The sequence below is a fragment of the Bradyrhizobium sp. CCBAU 11386 genome, assembly GCF_028128955.1.
GTDB lineage: Bacteria > Pseudomonadota > Alphaproteobacteria > Rhizobiales > Xanthobacteraceae > Bradyrhizobium.
In genome coordinates this window covers 84,608-101,838 of record NZ_LBKA01000243.1, presented here as the reverse complement: position 1 = coordinate 101,838, position 17,231 = coordinate 84,608, and the positions used below count along the sequence as shown (strand labels likewise).

Here is a 17,231-nt window from a genome sequence, read left to right as displayed (position 1 = left end):
CGAAAACGCGCCGAAGCCGCGCTGGAGCATCAGCGCGGCCCGGCGGAGATTGCTGGTGTTGCGGCGCCTTCCGGCTTACGCACCTCCAAAGTGGATCTTCATGCCGGCCTTGTAGACCCTGCCCGGTCCCGGGCTCGTCCACAGCACCTCGTTCTGCGACGTGCCGTCGGTCGAGCTGCCGGGAATGGCGTAGGGCCGGTAGTACTGGTTCAGGAGATTGTCGATCGAGGCCGAGAACACGATGTCTCTGGTCGCGTTGTAGGTCAGGTACAGGTTGACCAGGTCATACCCGGTCGACGGGATATAGTTGGCGGGCACGTCGTTGTTCGGACCATACGAGACCCACTGCGCCGACAGGATCAGGGTGCGATCAAGCAGGCGGACACCGCCGGTCGTGACGACCTTGGTCGGGGTGATGGTCGCGAGCCCGATATTGGTGGCGACGTTCTTGCCCTTGATGTAGTGACCCGCGACGCCAATGAACCAGTCGCCGGCATCATACATCGTCTCCGCCTCGAAGCCCTCGATGCGGGCATTGGCGATGTTCTGGTACTGGTAGTACTGGCTGAACGAGCCGAACGGCGGCACCGGGACCGGCGCCGAGGCGACGAGATCGATATAGTCGGAGACGTCATTGCGGAAGAGATTGATCTTGCCGCGGAACGAGTCGTTTGCGCTGAAGATGTTGTCGTACTTCAGATTGATGCCGACTTCCTTGTTCTTGCCGACCTCGGGACGAAGGTTCGGGTTGGGCAGGAAGCAGAACAGGCCCGTCGTGCCGTCCGGACAGGGGAAGAAGGCCGGACTGCCGCCGGTGGCATGCGCACCGGAGATCACGGTTTCGGTAATCGACGGTGCGCGATAGCCTTCGGCATAGCTGACATAGGGCTGGAAGCCCGGAACCGGCGTCACGCCAAGAGTGATCTTCGGCGAGAAGCGGTCGCCGCCGGCGCTGGTCTTGCCCGAATCGAGGTCGTAGCGATCATAACGGATCGCGCTCACCGCCTCGAACCAGGTGCTGTAATTCTGCTTCAACTGTAGGAAGCCGCCCGACACGGTGCGGATGCCGCTCGGCGTCGTGATGTTGGAGTTGCCGCGGCTGTCCGTCGTAATCACGTCGTCCTGGAAGGCGTCAACGCCCCAGGTGACGGCATTGCGCCAATCGCCGACGTTGAAGCGCGTGGTGTTGTTGACGTCGATGCCGTAGGTGTTGAGGATATAGCCGCGCTTGTCGCCGACGCAGCCGGAGATGTTGTTGCCGAAATTGCCCGTGCCGCAATAGGCCGCACCCGAGGTGGAATAGTGATAGGTCTTGGTCTGGTCGTTGTCGACGCGATTGCCATAGACCGACATATGCCAGTCGAACAGATTGTCGCTCGGCAACGCGTAGTTCCAGGTGATGGTGCCGGTGTAGTTCTTCGCATCGGAGGCGTAGACCGACGAGCCCTGATAGAGCGCGCGCTGTGCCGCGGTTGCCACCGGACCGCGATTGAGCTGGCCGATATCGTATTGATAGTCCTGGAAGACGGCGCCGAACTTGACCTCATGGCCCAGGGCCGGCCGCACTGTGAGCTTCATCAGCCCGGCCTCGACCTGGTTGCCGGTGCCGCCGATCTCGGTGCCGTTGCCGTCCTTGTAATTGCCCTGCGTGCGGTAGACCGCGCCGCCGAAGATATCGACGTCAGGCGTGGCGCGCACGCCGCCGAACACCGAGCCGAGGCCCCGATTGTTGTTGGAGCCGTAGGATCCGGAGAGATCGACACCCCAGCGCTCGCCGGGACGCAGCACGTCGTTGATGTCCTTGGTGCGGAACGAGACCAGGCCGCCGATCGCGCCGGAGCCGTAGATGTTGGCGGTCGGTCCCCGCACGACGTCGATGCCGCCGATCAATTCGGGATCGAGGAAGAAAGAGCCATTGGCATTATGGCCAGTGCGCTGATAGTTCTGCCGCGCGCCGTCGACGACGACCGCCACGCGGCCGAAGTCCTGCAAGCCGCGGATGTTGATGACGGTTGCGGGATCGTCGCCGCGCTCCTGGAAGGACACGCCGGGCACGGCATAGAAGACATCCGACAGCCGGTTTGGCTGAAGACCCTGGATCTGGTCGAGCGAAATGGAGCTGACGGGCGCGAGCGCATCGATTGCGCGCTCCTTGGTCTTCGTCGCGGCAACCGTGATGGTGTCGAGCACTTGCACCGGCGCCGCGCTGCCCGCCTGCGCACGGGCGTTCAAGACGTCGGGCGTTGCCTGCTGCGCAGCCAGCGGCTTGGCCGGCTTGCGCTTGGCTTGTTTCGGCCGTTCCGGGGACGCGTTTTCGGCCTGCGGCTGAGCCGTCTGCGCGAGACTGCTCTCCGTCATCACCGCCGCGATTGAAACCACCGACGCGCCCAAAATCAGGGCGCGCGAATACCTAGCCCCGTCAGCCATATCAGCCCCAGCCTGCACTTCACTTTAGTTTTTGGTGTCTTTTGGCTGGCGTGCACCGCACGACGCGGCGACTGGCTGGCTGATTTTTCAAGACGCGGGCATGTTGCCTGCTCTCATGATTGGTAACGTGGCAACACTCTGACGGTCAATGACATCAGGTTGCAGTTTATATCGATTGTAAATTGCCGCCGTTGGAATGCGCCAGATGCCGCCTATACAAACAGGCAGCATCTGAAATTTCGAAGGCGCATCACACCAAAAATGTCAGCAATCTCCGGGGACAGCGGCGGCGACGCGGCAGGGCCGGCGGAAACCCCTTCCGCAACAACGAGAACCCTCACCATGCGAGGGAGCCGGATCGACAGCCGCGAGCTCTTTGCGCACGAGCGCGAGATCATCATTGCGCATGGCGAGGACGCCTATCGCCTGCGATTGACCTCGCAGAACAAGCTGATCCTGACGAAGTAACATACAATGACATTTTGCCGCACCCTCACAAAGCTCCTGTTTACCGGCACGATCGCACTCGCGTCCACCGCGCACGCCGCCGGCATCACGGTGCATGATGCCCGCAATCGCGATGTCACTGTCGCCGACTTCGCACGCACGGTCTCGATCGGCGGCGCCATCACCGAGATCCTCTATGCGCTCGGGCTCGAGAGCCGGCTGGTCGGCGTGGACACCACGAGCCTTTATCCTGCGGCGGCGCTGCACGACAAACCCAATGTCGGCTACATGCGCCAGATCTCGGCCGAGGGCGTGCTCGGCCTCAATCCCACGCTGATCCTGGCGATCCAGGGGTCGGGCCCGCGCGAGACCATGGACATCCTCGAGACGGCGAAGGTGCCGCTGGTGCTGGTGCCCGAGACCTTTTCCGAGGACGGCCTGATCGAGAAGATCAGGCTGGTCGGCCACACCATGGGCGTGGATGCACGCGCCGAATGCCTCAGCGCCGCGGTCGGCGCCGATCTTGCCCAGCTCCGCGCGCTGCGCGCCAAGGTGAAAAAGCCCGCGCGCGTGATGTTCGTGATGTCGCTCCAGAACGGGCGTGCCATGGTCGCCGGCCACAAGACCGCAGCCGACGAGATCATCCAGCTCGCCGGCGCCACCAACGCCGTCGACGATTACGACGGCTACAAGATCATCAGCGACGAGGCGATCGTGGCGGCCAGGCCCGAATTCGTGCTGTCGATCGAGCGCGGCAAGGAGTCGCTGCAGGCCGACGCGGTCTATGCCCATCCCGGCTTTGCGCTGACGCCGGTCGCGGCCAACAAGAGCTTCATCACCATGGACGGCCTCTATCTGCTCGGCTTCGGGCCGCGCACGGCGGCGGCGGCGCGCGATCTCTCCGTAAAACTCTATCCGGCATTGGCCGACCAGGGCGGCGCATTCCCGTCGGCTCTGTCGGCGGCGAATTGCCAGCAATGAGCGTGGCGATCGGGACCGAGGCGCGACGCCCGCAGCGACGCGCTGGCGCGAGACGGCGGTCCGCATCGGTCGCGATCCTCCTCTTGCTCGCGGTGCTCACGGCTACCGCGATCGTCGCGCTAACCGTCGGCGCGGCCGGCATTCCCCTCTCCCGTCTGCCGGCCGCACTCGGCTTCGTTCGCGACAGCACCACAAGCGCCGTGACGGCCCGCGACCAGCTCGTGCTGTGGTCGATCCGCATTCCCCGGATTGCGGCGACCGCCATGGTTGGCGGGCTGCTCGCCGCGGCCGGCGCGATCATGCAGGGCCTGTTCCGCAACCCCCTCGCCGATCCCGCCCTGGTCGGCGTCTCCAGCGGTGGCGCGCTGGCCGCTGCAAGCGCGATCGTCTTCACGGACTCGCGTTTCGGCGAGACGCTGCGCTTCCTCCAGACCGAGTTGTTACCGCTCGCCGCCTTCGCAGGCTCGCTCGCAACGACCGCAATCCTCTACGGGATCAGCAGCCGCTCGGGGCGGACCTCGATTGCGATCTTCCTGCTCGCCGGCGTCGCCATCACGGCCATCACCAATGCGGGTATCGGGCTTCTGGTGTTCATCGCCGACGACCGCCAGCTTCGCGACATTACGTTTTGGATGTTGGGGTCGATGAGCGGCGCGACCTGGACCAAGGCCGCGGTGCTCGCACCGATCCTTGTCGTCGGACTCGCGGCCTGTGCCTTCATCGCGCGCGGCCTCGATCTCCTCGTGCTTGGCGAGGCCGACGCCTTTCACGGCGGCGTCGACGTCGAGCGCCTCAAGCGGATCTCGATCGTCCTGGTTTCCGCCATGACCGGGGTTGCGGTGTCGATCAGCGGCGTCATCGGCTTCGTCGGCATCGTCGTGCCGCATCTGCTCCGTCTCGTCATTGGACCCGCACATCGGCTGCTGCTACCGGCTTCGGTGCTGCTCGGCGCCATCCTGATGGTCGGCGCCGACACGCTCGCACGCACCATCGTGGCGCCAGCGGAGATGCCAATCGGCATCTTGACCGCGGCGGTCGGCGCACCGGTCTTCCTGGCCATCCTGCTGCGGCAGCGCGGGCTCGCCTCGCTATGAGCGCCGTGATCGAGGCGCGACACTTAAGCAAGCGCGCCGGCCGCGCGAGGCTGCTGGATGGCGTGAGCCTCACGGCTGCGGCCGGCGAGATGGTCGCCATCATCGGTCCGAACGGTGCCGGCAAGTCGACGTTGCTGCGGCTATTGTCCGGCGATCTCCGCCCGAGTGAGGGCGAGGTGCGCCTGAAGCAGCGCGACATCCACAGCTTCACCCCGCGCGAACTCGCCGCGCGACGCGCGATGCTGTCCCAGCACATCAACGTCACCTTCCCCTTCACCGTCGAGGAGATGGTGCTGATGGGCGTCGGCGACCGCAGCCGGCGCGATGCCGGCGCGCTCGTCGATGCCGCGCTCGACGAGGTCGGCCTTGCGCATTTCCGCGAGCGGCAATTACCAACCCTGTCCGGCGGCGAGCAGCAGCGCGCGCATTTCGCCCGCGTGCTGGTGCAGCTCGCCTGCGGCGAGGCCGAGCATGGACCTGGACTTCTGCTGCTGGACGAACCGACCTCGAGCCTCGACCTGCGCCACCAGATCGACCTGGTCGAGGCCGCCCGCCGCCGCGCGGCCAGTGGCACCGCCGTGATCGCGATCCTGCACGACCTCAACCTGGCGATCCGCTTCGCCGACCGGCTGGTCGTGCTGAGCGGCGGCAAGCTCGCCGCCGACGGCCCGCGCGCCGATGTCATCACGCGCGAGACCATCCGCGACATCTTCGAGATCGACGCCGTCGTCCACCAGGCCGACGGCGTGCCATACGTGCTGCCGCAATCGATGCGGGCAAGCTCGACGCCGCCACGATGAAGGTGCGTCCCCTCGCCCCGCTTGCGGGGAGAGGGTTGGGGTAAGGGGGAGTCTCCGCGGGGACGGTGAGAGTTTGATTCGCGGAGAGTCCCCCCTCACCCGGATTGCATCTTCGATGCAATCCGACCTCTCCCCGCAAGCGGGGCGAGGTAAGAGGGCATCGCGCCTCAGGCTCCTAGCCCGCCGGCACGATCACCATGCTCTTGTCCTTCGGCCAGCGGATGCGCCAGGCGAAGTTGATGTCCTTGACCTCGCCGGGCTTGGCGTCGAACGACCATTCCAGCACGCCGCGCTTGTCGCGGATGTTGCTCGCGGTCGGCGGCGTGGTCGACGGCAGCATCTCGACGACGATGTCCTCGTTCTCGCTGACCGGCAACTGGTCCTCGATCGCGACCTTGATGGGAAAGTCGTGACCGTTGCGGATAGTGGTCTTGAACGAACGCTCGTCGGTCTTCGACGTCGTCACGAGCAAGCCGGCCGAGCCCTCGTTGCGCTTGAGCACGGCGCGCTCGATCTTGATCTTGTCGTCAGCGCCGAAGCCGAGCCGCACGATGTCGTCCTTGGCCGAGGCCGAGAGCTTGCCGCGGCCGACGAAGACGCCGTCGCGATAGATCGCGACCTTGCCCGGCAACAATGTCGTATCGTCGGTTTGCTTGAAGCTCGCTTCGAGGAAGGCGGTTGGGTCCATGACCGGCGCGGCGCGGACGGCGAGATCGGCGGGCACGGTCATCGAGGCGATGCGCAACGCCTTGGCGCCCTCGGCGGCGCCGAGGCTGACGCGGCCGGGAATTCTGAACGTAGCCTGGAAATCGCCGATCTCGGCGATCGCCTGCTGCTCGTCAGCCCGCTCGCGCGGCTCGGCGGCCTCCGCGGCCTTGGTCATCGCCTGCGACTGCATCTGACGCGCCATCGGGGCGGGCCTCGCCAGATCAGAGGCCGCGCCAAGCGCCAGCGGCTTCGGCACTTGCGGGTATTGCGCGAGCAGCGAATTCAGCTCCGGCGCGCTGCCGCCGCGGCCGATGCGGACGGTGGAGACGCCGAGCGTGACGTTCGACCAGTCCTCGCCGGTCGATTGCGTGACATCGGCGCGGCGCACCAGTTCGAGCTGCGGCTTGCGGTCCTTCGCGCCGGTGTCGAGCCGGGCATCATAGAGCGGCATCCATCGCGCATTGCGCACCGCATAGGTCACCCGCAGCGTCGCCTTCGTCGCCGCCGCGGAGGCGACGTCGATCCGCACCTCGAGCTTGCTCGGGGGCTTGGCCGAACGCTCGGCTTCGAGCTGCGCGATCTGGCGATCGATCTCGCGCTGCTTTCGCGTGGCATCGCGGATCGCGGTGTCGGCGGTCGCGATCTCCTCGGCAACCGCAGCAAAGGCCGCGCGCCATTCGGTGATCGGCCGTGCCTCGCCCTTGTCGCCAAGCCCGGCGGGAGAGGCTTCGGCAAAATGCTGCGCAAATTTGCGCCGCGCGGCAGCCGAGTCGATTGCACCTTGCAAGTCGGCGCGCTGATCCTTCAGTGCCTCGATGCGCTTGTCGAGCTCGGGCAGGTTGACCGGCGGCGCCGCGCGCGGCGGCCGCGCGTCGATCGTGCCGATGGTGAGCTTGGCGCCCGCCTCGCCCTCGACGCGGAGGGAGGACGGATCGAGCGAGAGCGGAAAGTCCCTGGCGACCAGCGTGCTGTCGCCGGAGGCGAGATCCAGCGCAATGATGCGGGCGACGGTGGCGCCGTCGGGATAGACGGTGACGGTGTCGATGGCCGATGTGGCGTCCACATCGGCGGCCCACGACGGCAGCGCGAATGCCGTGGTCACCAGAACCAGGCTCGTCGTTGCCAAACATTTTGCGGTGATGCGCATGAAGTCCCTCCTGCCGGTATCGCCGCGCCGCCAGCCGGACGCGCGATCAAATGCCTCGCCATCGTGGTGAGACGCGGCAGGGAAGGAACTGGTTCGATTGGGGTTTCCGTGGGGCGCCGCTGCGGCGGCACCATGGCCGCAGAACGCGTCGCGCGCCGAGCTTCAGATTTGGGTCGGCGAACCCTGGCCGAAGATGCGGCGGAGCAGGTCAGTCACGTTGCGTGCGCCGGCCTTCTTCAGAATGCCGGCACGGTAGCCCTCGACCGTCCGTGCGCTCAGATGCATACGCCGGGCGATCTCCTTGTTGGTCAGGCCGGCGGCGAGGTGCTCGAGCACGTCGCCTTCGCGCGCCGTCAGGGGCTCGCAGCCGGGCAACCAGCGCTGGCGGCTCGAGCCGGGCTGCGCAAACTCGTCGATGGCTGCATCGATCCGGTCCACGACGTCACGGGTGCGGAACGGCTTTTCGATGAAGTCGGCCGCGCCGCTCTTGATCGCGTCGACCGCCATGGCGATGCTGCCGTTCGCCGAAGTCACCAGGACCGGCGCCATGCAATTCTCCTCGCGCAGCCGCTTGAGCACGTCGAGGGCAGAGCGATCCGGCGGCATCTCCAGCAGCACGCAGGCCGGCATCCGCGCTCTCGCTTCCGAGAGCAGCGATGCGCCGTCGGCGAAGCAGATCACGTCATAGGCGCTCTGTTGGAGCGCGGTGGAAAGTTGTTCGCGGGAGGCGGCGTCGGTGTCGATGACGAATACCTTACCCTTGGAAAGCATGTTCCCCGGCATAATCCCGATCCAGCAATGTCTTGGTCAAATGATCCGAAACGGCGGGGCCTCGTCGCGCCCGGCGTCATGCGCACGGCATTCACGCCTGTGCTTCGGTTTTCCTTATGTATGTTCCATCCTGTTCCAGGATTTGACGGATCGGGACAGAAACTTTACATTTCGGGACATCTGCGGGAATGGCTGGCAGGAACGGTTTGCATGACCGACCTCATTCGCAGCGCAGGCTTGAGCTATTACCCGGAGGTCGCCCGGTCGGTCGGGCTCGACCCCAAACAGATGATGCGCAAGGTCAGGCTGCCGCTGGCCTGCCTCGACAAGCCGGATACCCCCATTGCCGTGACAGGCCTGCGCCGCCTGCTCGAACTATCGGCGAAGATGTCCGGCGCCGAAGATTTCGGCTTGCGCCTCGCCGAACGCGGCGGCCTGACCAATTTCGGCGCGGTCGGCCTGATCGTTCGCGAACAGGCAACCGTCGGCGAAGCGATCGACGCGTTTTCGCGTTTCATCCATGTCCATCATGACGGCATGCGGCTCGACGTTGCGCGCAACAAGCAGACCGTAACCGTCGCGCTGCATCTGCGCGGCCGGCAGCCGAGCGCGCCGCGGCAGTCGATCGACATGGCGCTCGGCAGCGTCCACCGCATCATCCAGTCGCTGTTCGGTCACGACTGGCGGCCGCAGGAAGTGCATCTGCATTATCCGCCGCCGCACGACCGCAAGCGCTACCGCGACTTCTTCGGCTGCCACGTCACGTTCAACGCCGAGGACGACGCGATCCTGCTGTCGGTGCACGACATGGAACGCCGGATCCCGAGCGCGCATCCGCTGATCGCGAGCTATCTGCGCAAGCGAATCGAGGCGATCGAGACCCGGCCGGCAAGCTGGGAGGAGAAGGTCGACGAGGTCGTGCGCCTCCTGCTCGCCAGCGGCGACTGCACGGTCGAGCGCGTGGCCGAGCATCTCGCCTGCACCCGCCGCACCGTCCACCGTCACCTCGCCGCGTCGGGCACCAGCTTCTCGGCCATCCTCGACGCGCAGCGCGCCGATCTCGTCGTCGAGTTGATCGACGATCCCGGCCGTCCGCTGGCCGATATCGCGGCGCAGCTCGGCTTCTCCGCGCAAAGCGCCATGGCCCGCTGGTTCCGCGGCCGCTTCGGCTGCACCATCACCGCGTGGCGCAAGGGCGTGCGGCCGTTGGCCAGGCCGGCCGATGTGCCGTCGGCATCCGCGGCTTGACTCTATCGTGCCGGAGCGGGCACGCCCATGATGGCAAGTGCGCGCCGATTGCTGCCGGCGAGCAGCGGGCCGAACGCAATCGCAAAGCCGAGGAAGGCGACGACCCAGCCGCAGGCGGCAATGTGCAGCATCGCATCGCCATGCGCAGGCCACGCCACGGCAGCAACCCGCGCCAGAGCCGCAGCGACGATCGCGACATAGATACCTTGCGTCGCCGGCGAGGCCGTCAGCGCCTGTCCGGTGTGGCCGAGGCTCGCGCGGGTCATCACCGCGAGCGTCATGGTTCCGGCCGCGCCCGCCATCCAGGCATGAATCCCCGCACTCGGCGGCAACGCGCCGAACACGGCCAAGGCATGCAGGAGGAAGCCGAGCGGCACGAAGAAATAACCGACATGCAGGATCAGGAGCAGCCGTTCGTGCGAGGTGCGGTCGCCGGCCCAGCGTGCAAGCCGCACCAGATGCAACAGGCCAACGAGCGCCATCACGGCGCCGGTGATCACGTTCAACGGCGCCACGATCCACGAGATCAGCGCCACCGCGCTCAATCCGATCACCGCTCCGTCGAAGCGGCCGAACGGTACCGGCAGGCGGCCGGGATTGAACTTGACCAGCCAGTTGCGGGTGAAGCTCGGAATGATGCGGCCTCCGATCAGCGCGATCAGCAGCACGACCACGCCGATGCCGACGCGGATGCTGACATCGGCCGCGCCCGCGTAATGCGCTTCGAGATGAAAGCCGACATTGCCGGCGAGCAGCACGAACACCAGGATCACCACGGGCAGGTTGCGCCAATTGCCGCCCGCGATGATCTCGCGCGTCGCGGCGGCGACGACCAGCGCCAGGAACACGGCATCGACGACAAGCGCGAACGCCCAGCCGACCTCGGCGGACAGCGTCACCGCGAGGCGGCCGGCCAGCCACACCACCAGCAACGCGCCCAGCGAGGTGCCCTGGATCGGCAGCCGCCCGGTCCAGTTCGGGATCGCCGTGAACAGGAACCCGGTGATCACAGCCGGCAGGAAGCCATAGAGCATCTCGTGGACGTGCCAGTCGCGCGGCGCGAAGGCTGACGTCACCGATAATTCGCCGTAGAACATCGGCAGCCAGGCCAGGATCGACAGCCCTGCCTGGATGGCGGCGAGCAGGAAAAAGGGCCGAAAGCTGTTCGCAAACAGCGGCCAGCCCGCAAAATTGCGGGATCGGGCGCCAGCCATGGGGCAACTCCTGTAAATTCAGACCATTGTCTGGAAAAATACTGCCGTCCCGGCCGGCCGGTTTTGCGCTATCGCAAACACCTGGACGATTGCAGGTGCCATCACACTCCCGAGCGCCAAGGAGGCAGAATGGCCAAGGTCGACACATCGCTGGTTGCGCATTTGCCGCTGTTTGCCGGGGTCACGCCGGAAGCCCTGGATGAGATCCTGCGCGAGGCCCGCTCGGCGCGCTATCCCAAGAACAGCGCCATCTTCGAGCAGGGCGCAGACGCGCAGTCCTTCTTCCTGCTGCTGCACGGCCATGTCCGCGCGGCCAAGACCACGCCGACCGGCGAGCAGATCGTGGTGCGCTATGTCGCGCCCGGCGAGACGTTCGGGCTCGCGATGGCGATCGGAGCCGCGCGCTACCCCGCGACTGCGATGGCGGTCGACGACAGCGTGGTGCTGATCTGGCCGACCTCGGCCTGGCCGCGGCTGGTCGAGCGGTTTCCGGCGCTGGCCGCCAACACGCTCCAGACCGTCGGCACGCGGCTCCAGGAGAGCCACACCCGCATCCTGGAAATGTCGACCCAGCAAGTCGAGCAGCGCATCGCGCATGCGCTGCTGCGCCTCGCCAAACAATCCGGCAAGAAGCTCGACCACGGCATCGAGATCGACTTCCCGATCAGCCGCCAGGACATCGCGCAGATGACCGGCACCACGCTGCACACCGTGAGCCGCATCCTGAGCGGCTGGGAACAGCAGGGCATCGTCGAGAGCGGCCGTCAGCGCATCATCCTGCGCGAACCGCACAGGATCGTCGTGCTGGCGGAGCGCAGCCCCGACACCGGCGCGGCGTAGCTCTTCTTCTCCCTCTTCCCGTTCTTACGGGGCCGCGACGAGCTTCGCTCGCGCTGAGAGGGTTGGGGTGAGGGACGCTCCCGCTTACGGCGAAAGCGCTCCCTCACCCGGGAATCCGCACGCGGCCCGCACGAATTCCAGACCGTCTTACGCCGGCACGCAGTCGCACAGCGCAGCGAGGAATTTGTCGCGGTCGATGCCGTGCTCGCGGCAGGCGTCTTCCACCGTGTGGAAGGTTGCGATCGGGCAGCCGACGCAGGCCAGCCTGAAAGCAAGAAACACGCGGATCGTGTGCGGCGCCGTGCGCATGATGTCATCGACCAGATCGTCGGATCGAAAGGGCATGGACAACTCCGTTCCGAAACGACGATAGCGGAGCGGGCGGCGGTTTCTTTGTTGGAGCGCAAGCTGTTGCCAGTTCCTAAATTCGTCATTCCGGGGCGCGCCATCGAACTCGGGTTTACCCGAGTTCGGAAGACTTGAAGATCCAAGTCGGCAACAGCCGACTTGGATGGCGCGAACCCGGAATCCATCGGGCAACAATTCGTGCGTTGAAATGGATTCCGGGCTCGCGCGCCAAAAGGCGCGCCCCGGAATGACGAAAAGAGCGAGTGTCTACACCGCCCGGCTGTGCAGCTGCTTGCCCGGGTCCAGATGCGCGTCGAACGCGGCGGCGACGCTGCGGACCAGGAAGCGCGAGTCGGTTGCGACCGCGAGCCGGTCGCCGTCCAGCCTCACGACGCCGTCCGAGATCAGCGGCTTCAGACGCGACGCCGATTTGAGCATCGTCTCGGCCTCTGCGCCATGGCGCGCGCAGATGTCGCCGAGATCGGCGCTGAACTCGCACATGATGCGCTCGATGATGTCGGCGCGCAGCCGGTCGTCGTCGGTGAGCCCATAGCCCTTCGCGGTGGCGAGGCGGCCGGCACTGACGCTCTGCGCATAGGCGCCGATCTGCACCTCGTTCTGGACGTAACCCTGCGGCAGATGTCCGATGGCGCTCGCGCCGAAACCGAGCAGGACTTCGCCTTTGTCGGTGGTATAGCCCTGGAAGTTGCGCCGCAGCGTCCGCTCCTCGAAGGCCACGGCCATGGAATCGTCGGGTCGGGCGAAATGATCGAGCCCGATCTGCACGTAACCGGCCTCCTTCAGCGCATTCGCGATCGCACAGGCCTGGTCGTGACGCGCCAGGCCGTCGGGCAGCGCGCCCTGGCTGATCATGCGCTGGTGCTTCTTGAAATCAGGCACGTGAGCGTAGCCGAACACCGAGAAGCGGTCGGGCGCGAGCGAGAGGCTGCGCCGCACCGTGTCCAGGCACGAGGCGACGGTCTGATGCGGCAGCCCGTAGATCAGGTCGAAATTGATTCCCGCGATGCCGGCACGCCGGAGCATGTCGACGACATCAGCCGTCTGCTCGAAGCTCTGCACGCGGTTGATCGCACGCTGCACGATAGGGTCGAAACTCTGCACCCCCAAGCTGGCGCGATTGACGCCGGAAAGCCGCATGGCTTCGACCATGTCGGCGGTCAGCGTGCGGGGATCGATCTCGACTGCGATCTCGGCCGAAGGCAGCACGAAGAACGCCTGGCGCATCGCCGCCATCAACTCGGCAAAAGCCTCCGGCGCCATGATCGTCGGCGTGCCGCCGCCGAAATGGATATGCTCGACCTTAATGCGGCGGCCGATGGTCTCGGCGACCTGCGCGATCTCGCTGCGCAGCGTCCCCTGATAGGCCGCGATCAGCTCGTCGCGCCGGACGATCTGGGTATGGCAGCCGCAATACCAGCACATCTCGCGGCAGAACGGCACATGCAGATAGAGTGACGCGCTGGCCCCGGCCGGAAGCGCGGACAACCACCGGGCGTAGGTGTCGGCGCCGATGACGGGCGAGAAGTGCGGCGCGGTCGGATAGCTCGTGTAGCGCGGCAATCTCTCTTCGCCGTAGCTCGCTGCGAGATCAGCTCTCATATCTTACCCATTCGTAAATTTCAGCCGCAGACGTCACGGCAAATCACGGAATGCATTCAGCTAACCCGGATTTGCGGAGGCGACCTTGCGCTCGCGCAAACTCGGACCGCGGCGCCGCAAACATTGCGCTCGCGCAAAGCGCTACGGCCGGTTCCGCGCCATGATCATAGGCAATTCGCACGGCCATCCGGAGCGTTTGCCATGAGGCTTCTCGCATTCGAACTGCTTCTCTCCCTGCTGGACGTTCGCGGCCATATCCCGCGCTTCGACGACTTCCGGCCGGTCCCGGCGGCGCCGGCCCCGGCCGGCGCCGGGCGCGCTCTGGCTGCCGCAATCGCTGTCTTCGCCGTGCTGTCGCTGGCGATCTGGGTCGCGGTCTGGGTTGCCATTCATCTCATCTAGTCGCGTCTTCGCGAAGGCCACGATCATGATCTCATCCAAGCGCGCATTTGCCGGCGCGGTCGCCCTGACATGCCTTGTCTGGCCGCCCGCCTTCGCCGCCGACACGACCAGTGGCGATCTCGTCATCACCAGGGCCTGGAGCCGGGCGACGCCCGGCGGAGCCAAGGTCGCCGGCGGCTATCTGACGATCGAGAACAGGGGCCCTGCGCCGGAGCGGTTGAAAACCGCCTCGACCGCGCATGCGCTTCGAACCGAGATCCACGAAATGGCCGTCAACGGCGGCGTCATGACGATGCGCCCGCTCGTCGACGGGCTCGTCATCGCGCCGGGGCAATCCCTCTCGCTTGCGCCCGGCGGCGGACACCTGATGTTCATCGGCCTCGATGCGCCGCTTCGTGTCGGCGACCAGGTACCGGTGACGCTATCGTTCGAGCATGCCGGCGAGGTGAAGGTGACGCTCGACGTACAGGCCATCGGCGCGCAGGCGCCGGAGAAGACAGAGCGCACGGAGATCGCGCAGCCCGCGCCCCGCCCGGAGCCGGCCGCTCCACCCGCCATGGTTTCCGAAGCAGACGAAAGCTTCTTCACGCATCTCCATGCCGAAAAGGCCATGGCGAACGTCACGGTCTCGCCCGGGCGCGCCGGGCCGGTCGAGATCGCAATCCAGCTCGAAGATGCGAACGAGTTGCCGCTGAGCGCCGACGCCGTTGCAGTCACGCTCGGCAACCCCGAGCACGGCGTGGCGCCGGTTACCGCAAACGCCGAACGCGTCGGCAACGATCAGTGGCGGGTCAGGATGTCGGCGCCGCTGTCCGGCCGCTGGTCGCTCGGCCTCGACATCCGCATCACGCCCTCGGACGCGGTCAACGTGGTGTCACCGATCCTGCTCCGTTGAGCCGCCTAAGTACTGTTGCGGAGGCGAATCCGGTAGAAGCTTGTCGCAGCGCAAACACTCTTGCCGTAACAGGCGCACACTGCATTCCGTCATCAAAACCATTTCAGATGAAGGATGCTTCCGATGTTCACCCGCAGAGCCGCATTGATCAGCGCCGCCGCGACCGCCTTGATGCTGGCGACCCCCGCCCTGGCTGCCGAGGATCTCAAACTGCCGCGTCAAAAGGTCGAGCTGGTCGCTCCGCCGTTCGTGCATGCGCACGAGCAGGCGACCAAGCAGGGCCCGAAGATCGTGGAGTTCAAGCTTACGATCGAGGAGAAGAAGGTCGTCATCGACGAGAAGGGCACCACCTTCCAGGCGATGACCTTCAACGGCTCGATGCCGGGCCCGCTGATGGTCGTGCATGAGGGCGACTACGTCGAAACGACGCTGGTCAATCCCGCGACCAACACCATGCCGCACAACATCGACTTCCACTCCGCGACCGGCGCGCTCGGCGGCGGCGCGCTCACCCTGATCAATCCCGGCGAGCAGGTCGTGCTGCGCTGGAAGGCGACCAAGACCGGCGTGTTCGTCTATCACTGCGCGCCGGGCGGCCCGATGATCCCCTGGCACGTCGTCTCCGGCATGAACGGTGCGGTAATGGTGCTGCCGCGCGACGGACTGAACGACGGCAAGGGCCACGCGCTGAAATACGACAAGGTCTACTATATCGGCGAGCAGGACATGTATGTGCCGCGCGACGAGAAGGGCAATTTCAAGTCCTACGACTCGCCGGGCGAAGCCTTCACCGACACCGAAGAGGTGATGAAGAAGCTGATCCCCTCCCATGTCGTGTTCAACGGCAAGGCCGGCGCACTCACCGGCAAGAATGCGCTCACCGCCAATGTCGGAGAGAACGTGCTGATCGTGCATTCGCAGGCCAATCGCGACAGCCGTCCGCATCTGATCGGCGGGCATGGCGACTATGTCTGGGAGACCGGCAAATTCGGCAATGCACCTGAGGTCGGGCTCGAGACCTGGTTCATCCGCGGCGGCTCGGCGGGAGCTGCGCTGTACAAGTTCATGCAGCCCGGCATCTACGCCTACGTCACGCACAATCTGATCGAGGCCGCCGACCTCGGCGCCACCGCGCACTTCAAGGTCGAAGGCAAGTGGAACGACGATCTGATGACCCAGGTGAAGGCGCCTGCGGAAATACCGGCCAACACCAACTAGACGCGACAAGGGGCCGGTGATCACCGGCCCCTTCTTCCTTTCGGGGGACGATCATGCTGATCGCATTCAAGCTGAAACTGGTACTGGCTTGCGCGGCCGGACTCGCAGGACCGATCGCGGTGGCGCCGCTGGTCTCGGACATGGCGGTCCGCGGCACGGCGGCGGAGCCTGCGATCGTCCAGATCGCGCCGGGCAGCCTGTCCTATCGCGAGGCCGGCGACTTCACGCGTGGCGGGCAGCAGGCGGAAGCGCCTCTGCGCGCGATGCGGTTCGCGAGGCCGCTGCACGTCATGCGGCATCAGGTTTCGTCATCCGACTACCAGCTTTGTGTGCAGGACGGCGCCTGCCGTGCGCTCGATCGCGACGTGGCGATCGCCACCGATCGCCCCGCGGTGCAGGTGAGCTGGCACGATGCGCAGGCCTATGCGGGCTGGCTCTCGCACAAGACCGGCAAGACGTGGCGCCTGCCGAGCGACGCGGAATGGGCGTTTGCGGCGGGCTCGCGATTCAAGGACGATGGCGCGCCGGCGGACGCGGACGATCCCTCGAAGCGCTGGATCAGCCGCTATGAGCGGGAATCCGAACGCGACCTCTCCGACACGACGGCCTATCCGTTCGGCAAGTTCGGCGCGAACGAGCACGGCATCGAAGATCTCGCCGGCAACGTCTGGGAGTGGACCTCGACCTGCTTCGTGCGCTCGCGGACCGACGAGGCCGGCAATGCCGGCAAACCGACCGTGAACTGCGGCGTGCGTATCGCCGAGGGCGCGCACCGCGCCTATGTCACCGATTTCATCCGCGACGCCCGCGCCGGCGGCTGCGCGCAAGGCGTGCCGCCCGCCAATCTCGGCTTCCGCCTGGTGCGCGAGGAGACCTCGTGGATTGCGAGCGTGTCGGCGCGATGGAGCAAGACGTGGGCGAGGTCGTAGCCACACGCGCTGTCATTGCGAGCGCAGCGAAGCAATCCAGACTGTAGCCGTGGAAAGATTCTGGATTGCTTCGCTGCGCTCGCAATGACGACGTGGATCAAGGTGCGCCACTCGCACGGCCACCGTAGGGTGGGCAAAGCGA

General features: G+C 66.0%; 15 protein-coding genes and 1 pseudogene. 10 read left to right on the top strand and 6 right to left on the bottom strand.

Annotated elements, in window-relative coordinates; genetic code table 11:
- Positions 1–75 precede the first annotated feature (75 nt).
- On the bottom strand, positions 76–2,427 hold the full coding sequence (locus XI09_RS28225; RefSeq protein ID WP_271569741.1) for a TonB-dependent hemoglobin/transferrin/lactoferrin family receptor: 2,352 nt from the start codon (positions 2,425–2,427) through the stop codon (positions 76–78).
- 261 nt (positions 2,428–2,688) lie between these two features.
- Between XI09_RS28225 and XI09_RS28220 the strand changes: the two genes are divergently transcribed.
- The 4 genes from XI09_RS28220 to XI09_RS28205 are packed head-to-tail and all read left to right on the top strand — an operon-like array spanning position 2,689 to position 5,749.
- Positions 2,689–2,895, top strand: a complete 207-nt coding sequence (locus XI09_RS28220) for a hemin uptake protein HemP (protein ID WP_271569740.1) — start codon at positions 2,689–2,691, stop codon at positions 2,893–2,895.
- 6 nt (positions 2,896–2,901) lie between these two features.
- The gene (locus tag XI09_RS28215) at positions 2,902–3,855 is read left to right on the top strand and encodes a heme/hemin ABC transporter substrate-binding protein (RefSeq protein WP_271569739.1); all 954 of its coding nucleotides are present in this window, start codon (positions 2,902–2,904) and stop codon (positions 3,853–3,855) included.
- A complete protein-coding gene (locus XI09_RS28210; protein ID WP_271569738.1) occupies positions 3,852–4,949 on the top strand; it encodes a FecCD family ABC transporter permease in 1,098 nt (365 codons plus the stop codon). Before XI09_RS28215 ends, XI09_RS28210 begins: the two co-directional genes overlap by 4 nt.
- Positions 4,946–5,749 carry a heme ABC transporter ATP-binding protein gene (locus XI09_RS28205; protein WP_271569737.1) on the top strand — a complete coding sequence of 268 codons (804 nt, stop codon included), beginning with the start codon at positions 4,946–4,948 and terminating at the stop codon, positions 5,747–5,749. The genes XI09_RS28210 and XI09_RS28205 overlap by 4 nt, the downstream gene beginning before the upstream one ends.
- Before the next feature lie 175 nt (positions 5,750–5,924).
- On the opposite strand, the gene XI09_RS28200 is transcribed toward XI09_RS28205, so the two are convergent.
- Both XI09_RS28200 and XI09_RS28195 read right to left on the bottom strand, forming a co-directional pair.
- Positions 5,925–7,604, bottom strand: coding sequence for a mucoidy inhibitor MuiA family protein (locus XI09_RS28200; protein ID WP_271569736.1), 1,680 nt, complete (start codon positions 7,602–7,604; stop codon positions 5,925–5,927).
- Between the two features lie 162 nt (positions 7,605–7,766).
- Positions 7,767–8,387 carry a response regulator transcription factor gene (locus XI09_RS28195; RefSeq protein WP_271569735.1) on the bottom strand — a complete coding sequence of 207 codons (621 nt, stop codon included), beginning with the start codon at positions 8,385–8,387 and terminating at the stop codon, positions 7,767–7,769.
- Between the two features lie 198 nt (positions 8,388–8,585).
- On the opposite strand from XI09_RS28195, the gene XI09_RS28190 reads away from it, so the two are divergent.
- Entirely contained in the window at positions 8,586–9,623 is a 1,038-nt protein-coding gene (locus XI09_RS28190) for an AraC family transcriptional regulator (protein ID WP_271569734.1), read from the top strand.
- A gap of 2 nt (positions 9,624–9,625) precedes the next feature.
- Here the strand turns inward: XI09_RS28190 and XI09_RS28185 are convergent, their stop codons facing one another.
- Positions 9,626–10,837, bottom strand: a complete 1,212-nt coding sequence (locus XI09_RS28185; protein ID WP_271569733.1) for an NnrS family protein — start codon at positions 10,835–10,837, stop codon at positions 9,626–9,628.
- A 129-nt stretch (positions 10,838–10,966) separates the two neighbouring features.
- Between XI09_RS28185 and XI09_RS28180 the strand changes: the two genes are divergently transcribed.
- Positions 10,967–11,677, top strand: coding sequence for a Crp/Fnr family transcriptional regulator (locus tag XI09_RS28180; protein ID WP_271569732.1), 711 nt, complete (start codon positions 10,967–10,969; stop codon positions 11,675–11,677).
- 147 nt (positions 11,678–11,824) lie between these two features.
- On the opposite strand, the gene XI09_RS28175 is transcribed toward XI09_RS28180, so the two are convergent.
- Entirely contained in the window at positions 11,825–12,022 is a 198-nt protein-coding gene (locus XI09_RS28175; protein ID WP_008138765.1) for a DUF1858 domain-containing protein, read from the bottom strand.
- 270 nt (positions 12,023–12,292) lie between these two features.
- Positions 12,293–13,645, bottom strand: coding sequence for an oxygen-independent coproporphyrinogen III oxidase (gene hemN / locus XI09_RS28170; protein ID WP_271569731.1), 1,353 nt, complete (start codon positions 13,643–13,645; stop codon positions 12,293–12,295).
- 201 nt (positions 13,646–13,846) lie between these two features.
- Here hemN and XI09_RS28165 point away from each other — a divergent pair, with 201 nt between their 5' ends.
- The 4 genes and pseudogenes from XI09_RS28165 to XI09_RS28150 all read left to right on the top strand — a co-directional run bounded on the left by XI09_RS28165 (position 13,847) and on the right by XI09_RS28150 (position 17,089).
- The gene (locus XI09_RS28165) at positions 13,847–14,047 is read left to right on the top strand and encodes a hypothetical protein (protein WP_271569730.1); all 201 of its coding nucleotides are present in this window, start codon (positions 13,847–13,849) and stop codon (positions 14,045–14,047) included.
- A 25-nt stretch (positions 14,048–14,072) separates the two neighbouring features.
- Positions 14,073–14,537: pseudogene (locus XI09_RS28160) on the top strand (copper chaperone PCu(A)C); the annotation flags it as partial.
- 528 nt (positions 14,538–15,065) lie between these two features.
- A complete protein-coding gene (gene nirK, locus XI09_RS28155) occupies positions 15,066–16,160 on the top strand; it encodes a copper-containing nitrite reductase (protein ID WP_271569729.1) in 1,095 nt (364 codons plus the stop codon).
- Positions 16,161–16,213: 53 nt separating this feature from the next.
- Positions 16,214–17,089: a formylglycine-generating enzyme family protein gene (locus XI09_RS28150; protein ID WP_271569728.1), complete on the top strand. Its 876-nt coding sequence runs from the start codon at positions 16,214–16,216 to the stop codon at positions 17,087–17,089.
- The last annotated feature ends 142 nt before the right edge of the window (positions 17,090–17,231 follow it).